The following is an 18,015-nucleotide window of genomic DNA, read 5'->3' on the forward strand; positions in this document are numbered from 1 at the left end:
ACAGCAGCATGCCCATGACGGAGAAACGGCAGACGGTCCTCGCCGAGCCCAGAGGCTTCTGTGCCGGGGTGCGCCGCGCCATCGGCATCGTGGAGCGCGCCCTGGAGCTCCATGGGGCCCCGGTGTACGTCCGCAAGGAGATCGTGCACAACCACTACATCGTGTCCGAGCTGGAGAAGCGCGGCGCCCGTTTCGTGGACAGCGAGGCGGAGGTCCCCGAGGGCGCCGTCTGCGTCTTCTCCGCGCACGGCGTCTCGCCCGCCGTGCGCGCCGCCTCGGACGACCGGCGCCTCGAAGTCATCGACGCGACGTGCCCGCTGGTGGCCAAGGTGCACCAGGAGGCGCTGCGGTACGCGCGTGAGGGCCGCACGGTCCTGCTCGTCGGGCACGCCGGTCACGAGGAGATCGAGGGCGTCCGGGGCGAGGCACCCGACCGCACGGTCGTCATCGAGACCGTCGAGGACGCCGAGCGGTGCGCACTGCCCGACGACACCCCGGTCGCCTGCCTCACCCAGACCACCCTGTCCTTCGACGAGACGGCACGCATCGTCGAGGCGCTGCACCGCAGGTTCACCGACATCGTCTCGCCGGGCAGCGACGACATCTGCTACGCGAGCCAGAACCGGCAGAACGCCGTCAAGGAACTGGCCGCCGATTGCGACCTGGTGCTGGTCGTAGGCTCCCGCAACTCGAGCAACTCCCTGCGCATGGTGGAGGTGGCCCGCGAGCACGGCTGCGCGGCCCACCTCGTCCCCGACGTCGGCCACCTCGACGAGCGGTGGCTCCGGGGCGTGCGCAGCGTCGGCGTCAGCTCGGGGGCCAGCGCGCCGGAGATCCTGGTCCGCGAGCTGGTGCAGCGCCTCGCGGAGCTGGGCCACGACGACGTCCAGGTGCGGCGGGGCGCGGACGAGGACGTCGTCTTCTCCATGCCCGGACGGCTCACCGACCCGGTCACCGGCCGGATACCCCGCACCCCGTTGGCGGACGAGGCCTCATGAACCCATCAGTCGAGGACATCACCCCCATAGCGGCCCTCCCGGAGGTCACCCCGGACCTCTTGGACTTCGCGGACCCCGCGGACCTGCGGGCCCTGTCCCCGCAGGAGGTACGGCGGCTGGTGCCCCGGATCCGCCGGCTCCTGATCGACACGGTCACCCGCACCGGCGGCCACCTGGGCCCCAACCTGGGCGTCGTGGAGCTGTCGATCGCCCTGCACCGGGTGTTCGACTCGCCCCGCGACCGCATCCTGTGGGACACCGGCCACCAGACCTACGTACACAAACTCCTGACCGGCCGCGGCCGCGACTTCACCACCCTGCGCAGTACGGGCGGCCTCTCCGGCTACCCCTCCCGCGCCGAGTCCGACCACGACGTGATCGAGAACTCGCACGCCTCCACCGCCCTGTCCTGGGCCGATGGCCTGGCCCGCGCCCACGCCCTGCGCGGCCTCGACGACCGCGCCGTGGTGGCGGTCGTCGGGGACGGCGCGCTGACCGGGGGCATGGCCTGGGAGGCGCTGAACAACATCGCGTCCGCCGACCGCCCGGTGATCGTCGTGCTCAACGACAACGGCCGCTCCTACGCACCCACGGTCGGCGCCCTCGCCGCTCACCTGGCCGAACTCCGCGCCCACGGCGTCCCGAAGAGCTTCTTCGAGGGACTCGGCATGGCCTATCTGGGGCCGGTGGACGGTCACGACGTCGCCGCGCTGGAGAACGCGCTGCGCCGGGCGGCGGGCACCGGACGCCCGGTCGTCGTCCACTGCGTCACCGAGAAGGGCCGCGGCCACGCCCCGGCCCTCGCGGACGACGCGGAACGCTTCCACGCGGTCCGGGCCAGGCCGCAGGGTGGCGGGGCCGGGAGCGGGAGCGGCACCGGGAACACCGGTGCGGCGCTCTCCTGGACCTCGGTCTTCGGCCGGGAGCTGGTCGAGATCGGCGTGGACCGCCCGGACGTCGTGGCCCTCACGGCGGCCATGCCGGGCCCGACCGGCCTGACCGAGTTCGCCGCCCGCTTCCCCGACCGCGCCGTCGACGTGGGCATCGCCGAGCAGCACGCGGTGACCGCCGCGGCGGGCCTGGCACTGGGCGGCATGCACCCGGTGGTCGCCCTCTACGCGACGTTCCTCAACCGGGCCTTCGACCAGCTGCTCCTCGACACCGCCCTGCACCGCGCCCCGGTGACCCTCGTCCTGGACCGCGCGGGAGTGACCGGCGACGACGGGCCCTCCCACCACGGCATGTGGGACATGTCGCTGCTCCAGCTCGTACCGGGCCTGCGCCTGGCCGCGCCGCGCGACGCCGCCACCCTGCGCAGGGCCCTGCGCGAGGCCGTGGCCGTCGACGACGGCCCGACCGCCGTCCGCTTCCCGAAGGGCCGTACGGGGGAGGACGTCCCGGCGATCGACACCATCGGCGGCCTCGACGTGCTGCGCCGCGACCCGGAGGCGGAGCTGCTGCTCGTCTCCGTGGGCGCGATGGCGCAGACGTGCCTGGAGGCCGCCGACCTCCTCGCCGGGCACGGCCACGGCGTGACGGTCGTCGATCCACGCTGGGTCAAACCGGTACCGCAGGCACTGGTGGAGCTGGCCGCCACCTACCGTCTGGTCGCCACCGTCGAGGACAACGGCCGCGCGGGCGGCGTCGGCGCGGCGGTCACACAGGCCCTCGCCGACGCGGAAGTACCCACGCCCGTACGGAACTTCGGCCTGCCGCAGAGCTTCCTCGACCATGGCTCACGCGCCGACGTCCTGGAGCGCTGCGGGCTGACGGGCGGACACGTGGCCGGGGCGCTGGCGGACACGCTCGTGGGGCGGGCGCGCCGACAGCCGGCGAACGCACAGCCGATGGCACGGAGGCCGTCGTGACGAATCGAGTCCGTGAACGAGTCCCTGAAGGGGGCAGCGCCGTGCAGGTCTCACTGGGAATGCCGTCCGTACCGCTCACGTTGGCGGAGCGTCGTGTCTCGCGGCGTATCGAGGTGGGTTCGGTGCCGGTGGGCGGGGGTGCGCCGGTTTCGGTGCAGTCGATGACGACGACGCGTACGTCGGATGTCGGGGCGACGTTGCAGCAGATCGCGGAGTTGACGGCGTCGGGCTGCCAGATCGTGCGGGTGGCGTGTCCGACGCAGGACGACGCGGACGCGCTGGGGACGATCGCGCGGAAGTCGCAGATCCCGGTGATCGCGGACATCCACTTCCAGCCGAAGTACGTGTTCGCGGCGATCGACGCGGGGTGTGCGGCGGTCCGGGTCAATCCGGGCAACATCAAGCAGTTCGACGACAAGGTGAAGGAGATCGCGAAGGCAGCGGGGGATGCGGGGACGCCGATCCGTATCGGTGTCAACGCGGGTTCGCTCGACAGGCGGTTGCTGGAGAAGTACGGCAAGGCGACCCCCGAGGCGCTGGTGGAGTCCGCGCTGTGGGAGGCGTCGCTCTTCGAGGAGCACGGGTTCCGGGACATCAAGATCTCGGTGAAGCACAACGATCCGGTGGTGATGGTGAATGCCTACCGTCAGCTGGCCGCCCGGTGCGACTATCCCCTGCACCTCGGCGTGACGGAGGCGGGTCCGGCTTTCCAGGGCACCATCAAGTCGGCGGTCGCCTTCGGCGCGCTGCTCTCCGAGGGCATCGGCGACACGATCCGGGTGTCGTTGTCGGCGCCGCCGGTGGAGGAGGTCAAGGTCGGCATCCAGATCCTGGAGTCGTTGGGGTTGCGGCAGCGGCGCCTTGAGATCGTCTCGTGTCCGTCGTGTGGTCGGGCGCAGGTGGATGTCTACCGGTTGGCGGAGGAGGTCACCGCCGGTCTGGAGGGCATGGAGGTGCCGCTGCGGGTGGCGGTGATGGGGTGTGTCGTCAACGGGCCCGGTGAGGCGCGTGAGGCCGACCTCGGCGTGGCCTCCGGCAACGGCAAGGGGCAGATCTTCGTCAAGGGTGAGGTCATCAAGACCGTCCCGGAGTCGAGGATCGTGGAGACCCTCATCGAAGAGGCGATGAAGATCGCCGCCCAGATGGAGAACGACGGCCTGCCCTCCGAGGGGCCCGAGGTCATCGTCGTCTGAGCCGCGCGCGGGCCCGTACGCGGCGTACGGGCCCGCGCGCACCGCAGTGGGGCGGCGCCCATGAACACCTCGCGTTGTCCTGAGTGTGCTGACACTCGAGGCAAGTGAGGCGGATCGTTCCCTCATCCTCGTACGGGTGATATGGGGCGTATCGGGTGAGGGGGCTGGGGAGGCACGGAGGGGCCCGGGGAAAAGCCCGGGCCGCAGGCAACTCCGCCGTGACGAAAGAGAGTTCACATGCGCCGTACCGCCGCCGTCATCCTTGGGGCCGTCACCCTGCTGGGGGTTCTCGCCGGGCCCGCCGCCGCCGTGCCGGATCCGATCGCGACCGTCGACTGCGCGGCGCAGGCGGTCGGGGACCTGACCACGATCGTCGACCCGACCGCGCTCGGTGTTCCCACCGAGGTGCCGGGCACCGCGTGCCTCGCGCCGTGACCAGCGTGACCTGAGGGCCCCCTGTTCGGTGGCGCACTTGCGTGAAGGCTCCGGAGCCGCGCGCGTGCGCCACCGGGAGGCGGCTGCCCTGCGGTCAGCTCCAGCGGTAGCCGTCGCCGAAGTTGAGGGTGTGCTCCAGCACGTCCTCCATCGGGTCGTCGATCTGTCCGGTGCTGATCAGCGCGACACTGGGGGCGTTGTGCGAGTCCTTGTGCGTCTCGTCGGCGTGTGCCGTGCCGGAACACAGCACGGCCGGCGTGGCCGTCACCGCCGCGACCAGCGCCCAACGGGACATCTTCCGCACCCAACTGCTGTTCACAGCAAGCCTCCTTGGAGCAAGCGCATGGGCCGCCGGTCGCGGCCCGCTGCCGTGGGTAACCCCCCGCGCGTCCAAGAAGTCACCGACGATCATACGAACGGGTCGTCCGATGCCCCCAACATCCCCTGAACCCCCGGAGAAAGAAGCCGGAGAAAGAAGTCAGCCGCATGCGTCATCGTCGCGTTCCGGCCGTCACCCTGCTCGGGGCTCTCACCCTGGCCACCGTCGCGCTCGCCGCCCCGGCCTCGGCGGCCCCGCGGGGTGCGGCCAACCCGAATCCGCTGCCGCACCTGGAGACGCTGATCTCGGAAGGGGTGACCGTCGAAGGGCCGCTGATCAACGGCGTCGCCGTTCCGCTCCTGCGCTAGTTGTCGCCGCCGCCCGGCTCGCAGGCGCGGAACTCCGGCGGGAATCCGGTCCAGCGCAGCTCAGGGGGCAGATGCCGCATGTCGTTGTAGAAGAGCAGCGAGGCGGGCCGCCCCGGCGCGTAGCGGATGACGGTCAGGGCGGCGTTGCAGTGGTTGAGGCCGAGCCAGCGCCACGGCGGGGCGTCGAGGGCGTCCCGGACGAGCCAGCCGATGAGGAAGTTGTGCGTGACGACCAGTTCGTGGCGCGGTTCGGTGCCCGGCGCCGGGCCGGTGAAGCGGGCCAGCGCGTCACGGGCGAGCGCGGGCCCGCCCGCGCGCTCCTCCTCGGGAAATCCGCCGAGCCGCTGGAGCGTCGACTCGGCGCTCTCCGGGGGGAGTTCGTTCTCGCACGGCATGTACGGGATGTAGTCACCCGCTGCGTCCGAGCGGTGCAGGGGCACGCCGTCGAGCCGCCCGGCGATCAGCCGGGCGGTCTCCTCGGCCCGTGGCAGCGGCCCGTGGTGGACCGCGGAGAGAGGAACGCCGCGCAGCCGCTCCCCGAGAAGGACGGCCTGCCGACGGCCGCCCTCCGTCAGGCGGCTCTCATCGGGCGTGGCCTCGCCGTGCCGGGCGAGGTAGAGGTGACGGACGGCGCTCCCGGTCATGACGGAACGGCCCCCTTCCTGATCATGAGTATCGGCTGAGGGGACGCGCGGAGCGCTGACGCGGTTCCGGCGGCGGACCCCTGGGCCCGCCGGGACGTCAGGGCCCGCCGGGACGCTGAAGATGGTGGACGCGGCGGACGAGCCGCGGGCGTGCGGCGCGGCGGGTGGCGGCGCGGTCGGCGCGGCGGGGGCCGGGCCGACCGCGGGACAGCCGCAGTTCCGCGCGGGCAAAGGAGCCGCGGGCCCGATGGCGTCGGGCCGCGTGGCTGCGCATGGGGACCGCCGTCGGTGCCGTGGCGGCGATCGGCGGTCTCGTCTTCACCGGCGTGGCCACCTGCTTCGACGCGCGGGTGGCCGAGGGGCAGCCGCACCAGGCCCGCGAGTGCGGGCACTGGCGGCCGAAGAAGGCGGCGCCGTGCGGCGACACCGGGAAGTAGCCGCGGATCAGCCCTCGTCCTCCAGGTTGCCTTCCGTCTCCAGGTACGCCTGCCGCAGCGCTTCGAGCACCGCCGGGTCCGGCTTCGCCCACATGCCGCGCGACTCCGCCTCCAGGAGGCGTTCCGCGATGCCGTGCAGCGCCCAGGGGTTGTTCTCCTGGAGGAACTGACGGTTCGTCGGGTCCAGGACGTACGTCTCCGTGAGCTTGTCGTACATCCAGTCGGCGACGACGCCCGTCGTGGCGTCGTACCCGAACAAGTAGTCCACGGTGGCGGCGAGTTCGAAGGCGCCCTTGTAACCGTGGCGGCGCATCGCCTCGATCCACTTGGGGTTGACGACGCGGGCGCGGAAGACCCGCGAGGTCTCCTCCACCAGCGTGCGCGTGCGGACCGTCTCGGGGCGCGTCGAGTCGCCGATGTAGGCCTCCGGCGCCGTGCCGCGCAGGGCGCGGACCGTCGCCACCATGCCGCCGTGGTACTGGAAGTAGTCGTCGGAGTCCGCGATGTCGTGCTCGCGGGTGTCGGTGTTCTTCGCGGCGACCGCGATGCGCTTGTACGCGGTCTCCATCTCGGCCCGCGCCGGGCGGCCTTCGAGCCCGCGGCCGTAGGCGTAGCCGCCCCAGACCGTGTAGACCTCGGCGAGATCCGCGTCCGTGCGCCAGTCGCGGGAGTCGATGAGCTGGAGCAGCCCCGCGCCGTACGTCCCCGGACGCGAGCCGAAGATGCGGGTGGTGGCCCGCCGCTCGTCGCCGTGCTCGGCCAGGTCGGCCTGGGCGTGGGCGCGTACGTAGTTGTGCTCGGCGGGCTCGTCAAGCGAGGCCGCGAGCCGCACCGCGTCGTCGAGCAGGCCGATCGTGTGCGGGAACGCGTCGCGGAAGAAGCCCGAGATGCGCAGCGTCACGTCGATGCGGGGACGGCCCAACTCCTCGTACGGGATGGCCTCCAGGCCGGTGACGCGGCGCGACGCGTCGTCCCAGACGGGGCGCACGCCGAGCAGCGCCATGGCCTCGGCGACGTCGTCGCCCGCCGTGCGCATCGCGCTGGTGCCCCACAGGGAAAGGCCCACGGAGGTGGGGTAGTCGCCGTTGTCGTTCCTGTACCGCTCGATGAGCGAGTCGGCGAGGGCCTCGCCGGTCTCCCACGCGAGGCGGGAGGGGACGGCCTTGGGGTCGACCGAGTAGAAGTTGCGGCCGGTCGGCAGGACGTTGACCAGGCCGCGCAGCGGGGAGCCGGAGGGACCGGCGGGGACGAAGCGGCCCTCCAACGCCCGTACGGCGTTGTCCAGTTCGGCGGTGGTTCCCTCCAGGCGCGGGACCACCTCGCGGGCGGCGAACTCCAGGATCGCGGCGACCTGTTCGCCCTGGTCGCGGGGGACGGCGGCGAGGTCCCAGCCCGCGTCGTCCATCGCCTGGACCAGCGCGCGGGCCTTGTCCTCGGCCTCGTCGGCGCTCACGCGCGTCGCCGCGGACTCGTCGAGGCCGAGCGCCTCGCGCAGGCCGGGCAGGGCGGAGGTGCCGCCCCAGATCTGGCGGGCGCGCAGGATCGCGAGGACGAGGTTGACGCGGTCGGCACCGGCCGGGGCGGTGCCGAGCACGTGCAGACCGTCGCGGATCTGCATGTCCTTGATCTCGCAGAGCCAGCCGTCGACGTGGAGGAGGAAGTCGTCGAAGCCGTCGTCGTCGGGGCGGTCCTCAAGGCCCAGGTCGTGGTCGAGCTTCGCGGCCTGGATGAGCGTCCAGATCTGCGCGCGGATCGCCGGCAGCTTCGCCGGGTCCATGGAGCTGATCTGCGCGTACTCGTCGAGGAGCTGCTCCAGGCGCGCGATGTCGCCGTAGGAGTCGGCGCGGGCCATCGGCGGCACGAGGTGGTCGATGAGCGTGGCGTGCACGCGGCGCTTGGCCTGGGTGCCCTCGCCCGGGTCGTTGACCAGGAAGGGGTAGATCAGCGGCAGGTCGCCGAGCGCGGCGTCGGGGCCGCAGGCCGCCGAGAGGCCCGCGTTCTTGCCGGGCAGCCACTCCAGGTTGCCGTGCTTGCCGAGGTGGACCATCGCGTCGGCCCCGAAGCCGCCGTCCGCCGCGGGGGCCGCGATCCAGCGGTACGCGGCCAAGTAGTGGTGCGAGGGCGGCAGATCCGGGTCGTGGTAGATCGCGATGGGGTTCTCGCCGAAGCCGCGCGGCGGCTGGATGAGGATGAGGAGGTTGCCGCGCCGCAGGGCGGCAAGCACGATGTCGCCCTCCGGGTCACCGCCGTCGCCGACCCGCGAACGGTCCAGGAACATCTCGCCGGGCGGCGGCCCCCAGTGCTGCTCGACCGAGTCCCGCAGCTCCTGCGGCAGCGTCGCGTACCAGCGCTTGTAGTCGGCGGCCGGGATGCGCACCGGGTTGGCGGCGAGCTGCTCCTCGGTGAGCCACTCCTGGTCGTGGCCGCCCGCGTCGATGAGCGCGCGGATCAGCTCGTCGCCGTCACCGGAGACGAGACCCGGGATGTCGGCCTCGGGGCCGAAGTCGTAGCCCTCGGCGCGCAGCCTGCGCAGCAGCGCGACGGCGGACGCCGGGGTGTCGAGGCCGACCGCGTTGCCGATCCGGGAGTGCTTGGTCGGGTACGCGGACAGGACGAGGGCCAGGCGCTTGTCGGCGGCCGGGATGTGCTTCAGGCGCGCGTGCCGTACGGCGATGCCGGCGACCCGCGCCGCGCGCTCGGCGTCGGCGACGTACGCCGGGAGCCCGTCCTCGTCGATCTCCTTGAACGAGAACGGGACGGTGATGAGCCGCCCGTCGAACTCCGGCACCGCGATCTGGCTCGCGGCGTCCAGCGGCGAGACGCCCTCGTCGTTCTCCTCCCAGGCCGAACGCGACCCGGTCAGGCACAGCGCCTGGAGGATCGGCACGTCGAGGCCGGTCAGCGCGCCCGCGTCCCACGACTCGTCGTCGCCGCCCGCGGAGGCCTCGGCGGGCTTGGTGCCACCGGCTGCGAGGACCGTCGTCACGATGGCGTCGGCGGGGCGCAGCGCGTCGATCAGCTCCGGCTCGGGGGCGCGCAGCGAGGCCACGTACAGCGGCATCGGGCGCCCGCCCGCGTCCTCGATCGCGCCGCACAGGTCGTCGATGAAGGCGGTGTTGCCGCTCATGTGGTGGGCGCGGTAGTAGAGCACCGCGACGGTCGGGCCGTCGATGTCGCGCGCCGTGCGCTCCAGCGGGCCCCAGGACGGCGCGGGCGCCGGCGGGTCGAAGCCGTGGCCGGTGAGGAGCACGGTGTCGGAGAGGAAGCGGGCCAGCTGCTCAAGGTTGGCGGGGCCGCCGTGCGCGAGGTAGGCGTGCGCCTCGGCGGCGATGCCGACCGGCACGGTGGAGGAGGCCATCAGCTGGGCGTCGGGCGCCTGTTCACCGGTGAGTACGACCACCGGCAGACCGCTGGCGATGAGCTGGTCCAGACCGTCCTGCCAGGCGCGGACGCCACCGAGGAGGCGTACGACGACGAGGTCGGCGCCCGCCAGGAGCGAGGGCAGCTCGGTGAGGTCCAGGCGGGACGGGTTGGCGAACCGGTAGTCGACCGGACCCCCCGCCGCGCGGGCGCTGAGCAGGTCGGTGTCGGAGGTCGACAGCAGCAGAAGCATGCGTGCGCAGGCCTTCCTCGGGGTGTCCGCGCCCCGGGTGGTCGTATGGACGGCAGGAGTTCCTGGCTCGCCCCACGGATGGGGCTCACAGTGGCGGGACCGCGCCGGATTCGCACCGGGCTTCCTCCCCCGGGTCCTGGCGGACCCACGCCGTCGCTGGCGTCGGCGGACCTGGCGGCCCGCCGCCTGCATAGTAAGTCCTGACCGCCGCCGATGGGGCGGCCACCTGCCGGGACGGCCCGTCTCGGGAGGCGACCGGCCGGAACGGCGTGGGTATGCTCGCCGCCATGCCGCCCACCCGAGCAACCTCCACGAACCAGGGCGAATCCCTCATACGTACCCCGGTCCGCGACCGGGGCGACGCCTGCCCCGGAGCGCTCCGACTGCACCGCGCCGACGACGGCGCACTGGCCCGACTCCGCGTGCCCGCAGGTGTATTGACGTCCCGTCAGGCGGCGATACTGGCAGACGTGGCGGAACGCCTCGCGGACGGCCACCTCAGCATCACCTCGCGCGGCAACATCGAGCTGCGCGGCCTCGGCGCGAGCTGCGGCACGGAACTCTCCGCGGTTCTCGCGGACGCGGGCCTGCTGCCCTCCGAACGCCACGAACGCGTCCGCAACATCGTGGCCTCGCCGCTCGCCACGCTCGACGGACTCGGCCACGCCGACGTGCAGTTGTGGGCCCGCGAGCTCGACGGACTGCTCTGCGCCGAGGAGTGGACGACGGCGCTCTCCGGCCGCTTCCTGTTCGTCCTGGACGACGGGCGAGGGGACGTGGCCGGGCTCGGCGGCGATGTGACCTTGATCGCAGAATCGGGCGGGGCGGGGTGTGTGTCCGGGGAGTCGTGCGGGGCGGAGTGCGTGCGCGGGGAGTCGGGCGGGGCAGCGGCCGTGTCCATGACTTCGGGCGGCACGGCATCCGCGGACCCGGGCGGCACGGCGCTCGTCCGCGTCGGTGACCGCGCCCTGCGGGTCTCCGCCGCCGCCGCCCCGCGTGCCGCTCTCGCCGCCGCCGGGGCCTTCCTCGCCGCCGCGCGCGACGCGGGCAACGGGGCGTGGCGGGTCCGGGAGCTGCCCGCGGGGCACCCCGTCGACCTCGCCGGGGCGCTGGCGCGGCAGGGCATCGACGCCGGACCGGCCGCCGCCCCCTTCGGCCCGCCCGGCGCCGCCCCGCACCTGCCCGGCGTCTGCGGCCGCGCGGTGGCTGTCGGCGCCCCCCTCGGCCGCGTGAGCGCCGCCCGGTGGCGGGCCCTGCTGCCCGCCCCGGCCGACGAACTGCGCGTCACTCCGTGGCGCGGCTTCGTGCTCCCCGGCTTCGAGGACGACGCGGCGGCCCGCGAAAGGCTGCGCGCGCTGGCCGACGCCGGTTTCATCGCCGACCCCCGCTCGCCCTGGCTCGGCGTCTCCGCCTGCACCGGCCGACCCGGCTGCGCCAAGTCCCTCGCCGACGTCCGCGCCGACGCCGTCCCCGGCGCCGGTGGCCTGCCCGTCCACTTCTCCGGCTGCGAGCGGCGGTGCGGGCACCCGCGCGGCGACTGGGTGGACGCCCTCGCCACCGGGGACGGGCGGTACGAGGTGACGGTGCGCACCGGCGGCACGGCGGCGCCAGTGAGCGGCGCGAACCTGACCGAGACGGTCACGAGGGCACGTACGACATCCGCAACCACCACAACAACGGCCACGAGATGAGCGAGAGCACAGTGTTCGACTACGAGAAGGACGGCGCGGCGATCTACCGCGAGTCCTTTGCCACCATCCGCGCGGAGGCGGACCTCGCGGGTCTGCCCGCCGACGTCAGCCAGGTCGCGGTGCGGATGATCCACGCCTGCGGGATGGTCGACCTCGTCCGCGACCTCGCCTTCAGCCCGCGCGTGGTGGCCGACGCCCGCAAGGCCCTTCGCGACGGCGCGCCGATCCTGTGCGACGCCAACATGGTCGCGAGCGGCGTCACGCGCAAGCGGCTGCCCGCCGACAACGACGTGATCTGCACGCTCACCGACCCCGCCGTCCCCGGCCTCGCGGCGCGGCTCGGCACCACCCGCAGCGCCGCCGCCATGGAGTTGTGGCGCGACCGCCTCGAAGGCTCCGTCGTCGCCATCGGCAACGCCCCCACCGCGCTCTTCCGCCTCCTGGAGATGATCGAGGAGGGCGCCCCACGCCCGGCCGCCGTCCTCGGCATCCCGGTCGGCTTCGTCGGCGCCGCCGAGTCCAAGGACGCGCTCGCCGAACACCGCTCGGGCCTTGAGTACCTGGTCGTACGGGGGCGTCGCGGCGGCAGCGCGATGGCCGCGGCGGCGATCAACGCGATTGCGAGCGAGGCCGAGTGAACACCCAGAACACCCAGGGGAAGCTGTACGGGGTCGGGCTCGGGCCCGGCGACCCCTCCCTGATGACCGTGCGCGCCGTCGAGGTCATCGCCGCCGCCGACGTGATCGCGTACCACTCGGCCCGGCACGGCCGCTCCATCGCCCGCCGGATCGCGGAGAAGCACCTGCGCACCGACCACATCGAGGAGCCGCTGGTCTACCCCGTCACCACGGAGACCACCGACCACCCCGGCGGCTACCGCGGCGCCCTCGACGACTTCTACGAGGAGGCAGCCGCCCGCCTCGCCGCCCACCTGGACGCCGGGCGCACCGTCGCCGTCCTCGCCGAGGGCGACCCGCTCTTCTACGGCTCCTACCAGCACATGCACAAGCGGCTCGCGCACCGCTACCCGACCGAGGTGATCCCCGGCGTCACCTCGGTGAGCGCGGCGGCGGCCCGCCTGGGCGAGCCCCTGGTGGAGGCCGAGGAGGTTCTCACGATCCTGCCGGGCACGCTGCCCGAGGAGGAGCTGGCCGCGCGCCTCGCGGCGACGGACTCGGCGGTCGTCATGAAGCTCGGCCGTACGTTCGGAAAGGTGCGCGGTGCTCTGGAGAGCGCGGGCCGCCTCGACGAGGCGCGCTATGTCGAGCGGGCCACCATGGAGGGCGAGCGCACCGGCCGCCTCGCCGACGTGGACCCCGAATCCGTCCCCTACTTCTCCGTGGCGGTGCTGCCGAGCCGGGTGGCGCCCCTGACGGGCGGGCCCGCGCCGGAACCGCCCGCGGAGCGGTGCGGAGAGGTCGTCGTGGTCGGCACGGGCCCCGCGGGGCCGCTGTGGCTGACCCCCGAGACGCGTGGCGCGCTCGCCGCCGCCGACGACCTGGTCGGCTACACCACGTACGTCGACCGGGTGCCGCACCGCGCCGGGCAGCGGCGGCACGGCTCCGACAACCGCGTGGAGTCCGAGCGCGCCGAGTTCGCTCTGGAGCTGGCGCGGCGCGGGCGGCGCGTGGCGGTCGTCTCGGGTGGCGACCCCGGCGTCTTCGCGATGGCCACGGCGGTCCTGGAGGCGGCCTCACAGGACGCGTACGAGGACATTCCGGTCCGGGTGCTGCCGGGCGTGACCGCCGCGAACGCCGCCGCCGCGCGGGCGGGGGCGCCGCTCGGCCACGACTACGCCACGATCTCCCTCTCCGACCGCCTGAAGCCGTGGGAGGTCATCGCGGAGCGCCTGGCCGCGGCGGCCTCGGCGGATCTCGTCCTCGCGCTCTACAACCCGGGGTCGCGCAGCCGCACCTGGCAGGTGGGCAAGGCCCGGGAGCTGCTGCTCGAACACCGGGCGCCGGACACGCCGGTCGTCCTCGGACGGGATGTGGGCGGCCCCGAGGAGAGCGTGCGGATCGTACGCCTCGGGGACCTCGACCCCGCCGAGGTCGACATGCGGACGCTCCTGATCGTCGGCTCTTCGCAGACGCGGGTGTCGCGGCGGCGCGGGGGTAGGGAGCAGATCGTCTGGACGCCTCGCAGGTACCCCGAGGGGTGATTCTGTGGGGCGTCGTCTGCGGGTGTGCTGTGGCCGAGCGCGCAGTTCCCCGCGCCCCTGACGGGGCGCGCAGCCCCGTTTTCAGGGGCGCGGGGAACTGCGCGACCAGCCACAACGCACCCGCACCTCACCACGCAGCGGAACGCACCCACTCGACGGCCTCCTCCGGTGTGGCGACCTCGGGGACGGCCTCCGGCAGGGCAGGGCGCCGGACCACCACGACCGGAACCCCCGCCTCGCGCGCAGCGACAAGTTTCGGGGCCGTCGCCGCGCCCCCGCTGTCCTTCGTCACCACGACGTCGACCCGGTGGCGGCGCACCAGCTCCCGCTCCCCGTCGAGCGTGAACGGGCCCCGGTCCAGGAGCACCTCCATCCGGGAGGGGTACGGCGGCTCGGGCGCGTCGACGGAGCGTACGAGGAACCACAGGGCCGCCGTCCCGGGGCCCGCGAACGCCGCGAGGCCCATCCGCCCGGTGGCGAGGAACACCCGCTCGCCCAGGGCGGGCAGCACCCGTGCCGCCTGCTCCAGGGAGTCGACCGTGTGCCAGTCGTCGCCCTCTCCCGCGACCCAGCCGGGGCGGCGCAGGGCGAGCAGGGGAACATGGGCGGTGGCGGCGGCCGACGCCGCGTTGAACGAGATGGCCTTGGCGAAAGGATGGGTGGCGTCGATGAGCGCGTCCACGCGGTGCTCCCGCAGCCACGCCGCCATCCCCTCGGCCCCGCCGAACCCGCCGACACGGACCTCGCCGGGCGGCAGCCGGGGCGCGGCGACCCGTCCCGCCAGGGAACTGGTCACCCGCAGGCCCGCGTCGCCCGCGAGCAGCTCCGCCAGGCGGCGGGCCTCGGTCGTTCCCCCCAGAATCAGTACGTGCACGGAGTTCGGTTCCCCTCATGAGTAAGGCAAGCGGCCCGCACGAGGCGCAGGGCGGACGCGGCGCCCAACTCAAGCACACCGGTCTGCGGCCCGGCTGGACGACCGGCGCCTGTGCGACCGCCGCCACGACCGCCGCGTACACGGCGCTGCTGACCGGCGACTTTCCCGACCCGGTGACCATCACGCTGCCCAAGGGCCAGACGCCGGCCTTCGCGCTCGCCGCCGAGGAGCTGACGGACGCGTACGCCATGGCGGGCATCGTCAAGGACGCGGGCGACGACCCGGACGTCACGCACGGCGCGCTCGTGCGGTCCACGGTGCGGCGGCTGCCGCCCGGCTCCGGCGTCGTCTTCAAGGCGGGGCCCGGCGTCGGCACGGTCACCCGCCCCGGACTGCCCCTGGACGTCGGCGAGCCCGCGATCAACCCGGTGCCGCGTCAGCTGATGCGGGACCACGTGGCGCGGGTGGCGGCGGCGCACGGCGGCAGCGGGGACGTGGAGATCACCGTCTCCGTCGACCACGGCGAGGAGATCGCCCGCTCCACCTGGAACCCTCGCCTCGGCATCCTCGGGGGCCTGTCCATCCTCGGCACCACCGGCATCGTCGTGCCCTACTCCTGCTCGGCGTGGATCGACTCGATCCGGCGGGGCGTGGACGTGGCGCGGGCGGCCGGGCGTACGCATGTCGCCGGGTGCACCGGCTCGACCTCCGAGAAGACCGTCGTCGCCGAGTACGGCCTGCCCGAGGACGCGCTCCTGGACATGGGCGACTTCGCGGGCGCGGTCCTGAAGTACGTACGCCGCCACCCCGTCGACCGCCTCACCATCTGCGGCGGCTTCGCCAAGCTGTCCAAGCTGGCGGCAGGACACCTCGACCTCCACTCGGCCCGCTCCCAGGTCGACAAGGCCTTCCTCGCGGAGCTGGCGCGCGCGGGCGGGGCGGACGAGGCTCTGGCGGCGCGGGTGGCCGACGCCAACACCGGCCTGGAGGCACTGCGCCTGTGCGAGGCGGCGGACGTAGGCCTGGGCGACCTGGTGGCGGTCGCGGCGCGCGACGAGGCCCTGGCGGTACTGCGGGGCGCCCCGGTCGCGGTGGACGTCATCTGCATCGACCGAGCGGGCACGGTGGTGGGGCGAAGTACCGCGACTCCGTGAGTGGCGCCCCCCGAGGGGCGCGGGGAACCGCGCGACCAGCCACGGCGAACCCGCACCCAAGAACTCAGCACACGTGCCGTTCCCTGTCCGCCGAGTACAGATGGCTGTCCCGGAACTGCGAGGCCCCCAACGTCCGCCCCACCATGATCACGGCGGTCCGCACGATCCCCGCCTCCTTCACCTGCCCGGCGATGTCCGCCAGCGTGCCCCGCAGGATCACCTCGTCGGGCCGGCTGGCGAGAGCCACCACGGCGGCGGGGCAGTCGGCGCCGTAATGAGGCAGCAGCTCCTCGACCACCCGGTCGACATACCCGGCGGCCAGGTGCAGCACCAGCAGCGCCCCGCTGCGGCCCAGCGTGGCGAGGTCCTCGCCCTCGGGCATGGCCGTGGCCCGCTGCGCGACCCGCGTGAGGATCACCGTCTGCCCGACCGTCGGCACCGTCAGCTCCCGCTTCAGCGCGGCGGCGGCGGCCGCGAACGCCGGGACGCCCGGGACCACTTCGTACGGGACACCCGCCGCGTCGAGCCGCCGCATCTGCTCGGCGACGGCGCTGAACACGGACGGGTCGCCCGAGTGCAGCCGCGCCACGTCGAGCCCCGCCTCGTGGGCGCGCACCAACTCGGCCGTGATCTCGTCCAGATTGAGCTGCGCGGTATCCACGAGCCGTGCCCCGTCCGGGCATTCGGCGAGGAGTTCCCGCGGGACGAGGCTGCCCGCGTACAGGCAGACCTGGCAGGCGGCGAGCGTCCGGGCGCCGCGCACCGTGATCAGGTCGGCGGCGCCGGGGCCGGCGCCGATGAAGTACACGGTCATCGTTCTTGATCTCCTCGATCGCTTGGCTCTGCGCGCTTGGTGACGGACCATTGGGTGACCGGCATGGCCTGCCGCCACCCGGTGAAACCGCCGACGGGCACGGCCTGCGCGACCGCGAGCCGTACCAACTCGCCGCCGTGGCGCCGGTACCGGTCGGCGAGCAGCGCCTCGGACTCCATCGTGACGGTGTTCGCGACGAGCCGCCCGCCGGCGGGCAGCGCCGCCCAGCAGGCGTCCAGCAGGCCGGGCGCCGTGAGGCCGCCGCCGATGAACACGGCGTCGGGCGTGGGCAGTCCGTCCAGCGCGGCGGGCGCGGCGCCGGTGACGACGCGCAGGCCGGGCACGCCCAGGTGCTCGGCGTTCCGGACGATCCGCTCGGCCCGCACGGCGTTCTTCTCCACGGTGACGGCGCGGCACGAGGGGTGCGTGCGCATCCACTCCACCGCGATCGACCCGGAGCCGCCGCCCACGTCCCACAGCAGCTCGCCGGGCGCGGGCGCGAGCGCGGCCAGGGTCGCGGCGCGCACATGCCGCTTGGTCAGCTGCCCGTCGCTCTCGTACGCCGCGTCGGGCAGCCCCGGCGCCGCGCCGAGCCGCAGGGCGTCCGGGGCGCGGCGGCACTCGACCGCGACGACGTTCAGGGGATCGCCGGGCGCGTGCGACCAGGCGTCGGCGACACCCTCGTACGCACACTCGTGCGCCGACCCCAGCTGTTCCAGTACGCGCATCCGGCTCGGCCCGAAGCCCCGGTCCCGCAGCAGCGCGGCGACCTCGCCCGGCGTCGCGGCGCCCGCGCTGAGCACGAGCAGGCGGCGTCCGTCGTGCAGCGCGGCGGCCAGGCGCGCCGCCGGGCGCCCGACGAGCGTGATCACCTCGGTGTCCTCGACGGGCCAGCCGAGGCGCGCGCAGGCGAGGGAGACCGAGGACGGGTGCGGGAGGACGCGCAGCCTGTCGGCGCCCAGCTCCTCGGTGAGGGCGCGCCCGATGCCGTAGAACATGGGGTCGCCGCTGGCGAGGACGGCGACGCGGCGCCCGGCGTGGCCGTCGAGCAGTGCGCGCACGGCGGGCCGCAGCGGCGAGGGCCAGGCCACGCGCTCGCCGGGGCAGGCGTCGGCGGGCAGCAGGCCGAGCTGGCGCGGGCCGCCGACGATGACCTCGGCGTCCGCGAGGACGGCGCGGGAGGCGGCCGGGAGCCCGGCCCACCCGTCGGCCCCGATCCCGACGACGGTGACGGCCGGTATGCCTGCGGGGGAGGCCGGGGATGCGGGGATCACTGCTGATACCTCGGGGTTCGGGAGGGGCTGCGCCCTGGCACTCTACTGGTGACCAGGTGGTTTCCGGCTCCCGGCTGCCGGCAGGAGCGCCCGCGGGGCCCCTGGGCCGCCCCGTCCGGGACCGTCTTCGGTGCGCCGTCCGTGTCGCTGTTGGGCTGAACGGGTGACTTGG

16 protein-coding genes and 1 riboswitch are annotated in these 18,015 nt (G+C 74.0%); of the genes, 10 read left to right on the forward strand and 6 right to left on the reverse strand.

Features of this window, described 5'->3' with window-relative positions:
- The first annotated feature begins 8 nt into the window (after nt 1-8).
- The 4 genes from ispH to ACF062_RS07600 all read left to right on the forward strand — a co-directional run bounded on the left by ispH (nt 9) and on the right by ACF062_RS07600 (nt 4,494).
- Nucleotides 9-998 carry a 4-hydroxy-3-methylbut-2-enyl diphosphate reductase gene (ispH, locus tag ACF062_RS07585; protein ID WP_392136860.1) on the forward strand — a complete coding sequence of 330 codons (990 nt, stop codon included), beginning with the start codon at nt 9-11 and terminating at the stop codon, nt 996-998.
- Nucleotides 995-2,866 (forward strand): 1-deoxy-D-xylulose-5-phosphate synthase, encoded by a 1,872-nt coding sequence (locus tag ACF062_RS07590; RefSeq protein WP_392136861.1) that lies wholly within the window; start codon nt 995-997, stop codon nt 2,864-2,866. Before ispH ends, ACF062_RS07590 begins: the two co-directional genes overlap by 4 nt.
- Nucleotides 2,867-2,925: 59 nt before the next feature.
- Nucleotides 2,926-4,059, forward strand: a complete 1,134-nt coding sequence (gene ispG / locus ACF062_RS07595) for a flavodoxin-dependent (E)-4-hydroxy-3-methylbut-2-enyl-diphosphate synthase (RefSeq protein WP_392137675.1) — start codon at nt 2,926-2,928, stop codon at nt 4,057-4,059.
- Nucleotides 4,060-4,296: 237 nt separating this feature from the next.
- A complete protein-coding gene (locus ACF062_RS07600) occupies nt 4,297-4,494 on the forward strand; it encodes a hypothetical protein (protein ID WP_392136862.1) in 198 nt (65 codons plus the stop codon).
- Between the two features lie 94 nt (nt 4,495-4,588).
- Here the strand turns inward: ACF062_RS07600 and ACF062_RS07605 are convergent, their stop codons facing one another.
- Nucleotides 4,589-4,789, reverse strand: a complete 201-nt coding sequence (locus ACF062_RS07605; protein WP_223779241.1) for a hypothetical protein — start codon at nt 4,787-4,789, stop codon at nt 4,589-4,591.
- Between the two features lie 191 nt (nt 4,790-4,980).
- Here ACF062_RS07605 and ACF062_RS07610 point away from each other — a divergent pair, with 191 nt between their 5' ends.
- Nucleotides 4,981-5,181: a hypothetical protein gene (locus tag ACF062_RS07610; protein WP_392136863.1), complete on the forward strand. Its 201-nt coding sequence runs from the start codon at nt 4,981-4,983 to the stop codon at nt 5,179-5,181.
- On the opposite strand, the gene ACF062_RS07615 is transcribed toward ACF062_RS07610, so the two are convergent.
- Nucleotides 5,178-5,825 carry a histidine phosphatase family protein gene (locus tag ACF062_RS07615; RefSeq protein ID WP_392136864.1) on the reverse strand — a complete coding sequence of 216 codons (648 nt, stop codon included), beginning with the start codon at nt 5,823-5,825 and terminating at the stop codon, nt 5,178-5,180. The genes ACF062_RS07610 and ACF062_RS07615 overlap by 4 nt on opposite strands.
- Nucleotides 5,826-6,097: 272 nt before the next feature.
- Between ACF062_RS07615 and ACF062_RS07620 the strand changes: the two genes are divergently transcribed.
- Nucleotides 6,098-6,262, forward strand: a complete 165-nt coding sequence (locus tag ACF062_RS07620) for a hypothetical protein (RefSeq protein WP_392136865.1) — start codon at nt 6,098-6,100, stop codon at nt 6,260-6,262.
- A gap of 7 nt (nt 6,263-6,269) precedes the next feature.
- Here ACF062_RS07620 and cobN read toward each other — a convergent pair whose 3' ends face one another.
- On the reverse strand, nt 6,270-9,875 hold the full coding sequence (gene cobN / locus ACF062_RS07625; RefSeq protein WP_392136866.1) for a cobaltochelatase subunit CobN: 3,606 nt from the start codon (nt 9,873-9,875) through the stop codon (nt 6,270-6,272).
- A 36-nt stretch (nt 9,876-9,911) separates the two neighbouring features.
- A riboswitch (cobalamin riboswitch) is annotated at nt 9,912-10,031 on the reverse strand.
- A gap of 119 nt (nt 10,032-10,150) precedes the next feature.
- Between cobN and ACF062_RS07630 the strand changes: the two genes are divergently transcribed.
- From ACF062_RS07630 to ACF062_RS07640, 3 genes are read left to right on the forward strand one after another with little or no spacing between them, the layout of a single operon-like run.
- Complete coding sequence (locus tag ACF062_RS07630) at nt 10,151-11,566, forward strand: cobalamin biosynthesis protein CobG (protein ID WP_392137676.1); 1,416 nt, start codon at nt 10,151-10,153, stop codon at nt 11,564-11,566.
- Nucleotides 11,567-11,577: 11 nt separating this feature from the next.
- Entirely contained in the window at nt 11,578-12,204 is a 627-nt protein-coding gene (locus ACF062_RS07635; protein ID WP_392137677.1) for a precorrin-8X methylmutase, read from the forward strand.
- The gene (locus ACF062_RS07640; RefSeq protein ID WP_392136867.1) at nt 12,201-13,727 is read left to right on the forward strand and encodes a precorrin-2 C(20)-methyltransferase; all 1,527 of its coding nucleotides are present in this window, start codon (nt 12,201-12,203) and stop codon (nt 13,725-13,727) included. Before ACF062_RS07635 ends, ACF062_RS07640 begins: the two co-directional genes overlap by 4 nt.
- Nucleotides 13,728-13,854: 127 nt before the next feature.
- Here ACF062_RS07640 and ACF062_RS07645 read toward each other — a convergent pair whose 3' ends face one another.
- Nucleotides 13,855-14,601, reverse strand: a complete 747-nt coding sequence (locus tag ACF062_RS07645) for a cobalt-precorrin-6A reductase (protein WP_392136868.1) — start codon at nt 14,599-14,601, stop codon at nt 13,855-13,857.
- Nucleotides 14,602-14,618: 17 nt separating this feature from the next.
- On the opposite strand from ACF062_RS07645, the gene ACF062_RS07650 reads away from it, so the two are divergent.
- Complete coding sequence (locus ACF062_RS07650; RefSeq protein WP_392136869.1) at nt 14,619-15,755, forward strand: cobalt-precorrin-5B (C(1))-methyltransferase; 1,137 nt, start codon at nt 14,619-14,621, stop codon at nt 15,753-15,755.
- Nucleotides 15,756-15,819: 64 nt separating this feature from the next.
- On the opposite strand, the gene cobM is transcribed toward ACF062_RS07650, so the two are convergent.
- Nucleotides 15,820-16,569 (reverse strand): precorrin-4 C(11)-methyltransferase, encoded by a 750-nt coding sequence (gene cobM, locus ACF062_RS07655; RefSeq protein ID WP_223777359.1) that lies wholly within the window; start codon nt 16,567-16,569, stop codon nt 15,820-15,822.
- The gene (cbiE, locus tag ACF062_RS07660; RefSeq protein ID WP_392136870.1) at nt 16,566-17,843 is read right to left on the reverse strand and encodes a precorrin-6y C5,15-methyltransferase (decarboxylating) subunit CbiE; all 1,278 of its coding nucleotides are present in this window, start codon (nt 17,841-17,843) and stop codon (nt 16,566-16,568) included. The genes cobM and cbiE overlap by 4 nt, the downstream gene beginning before the upstream one ends.
- Between the last annotated feature and the right edge of the window lie 172 nt (nt 17,844-18,015).

This window comes from Streptomyces sp. NPDC015345 (genome assembly GCF_043078805.1).
In the GTDB taxonomy this organism is placed as follows: domain Bacteria; phylum Actinomycetota; class Actinomycetes; order Streptomycetales; family Streptomycetaceae; genus Streptomyces.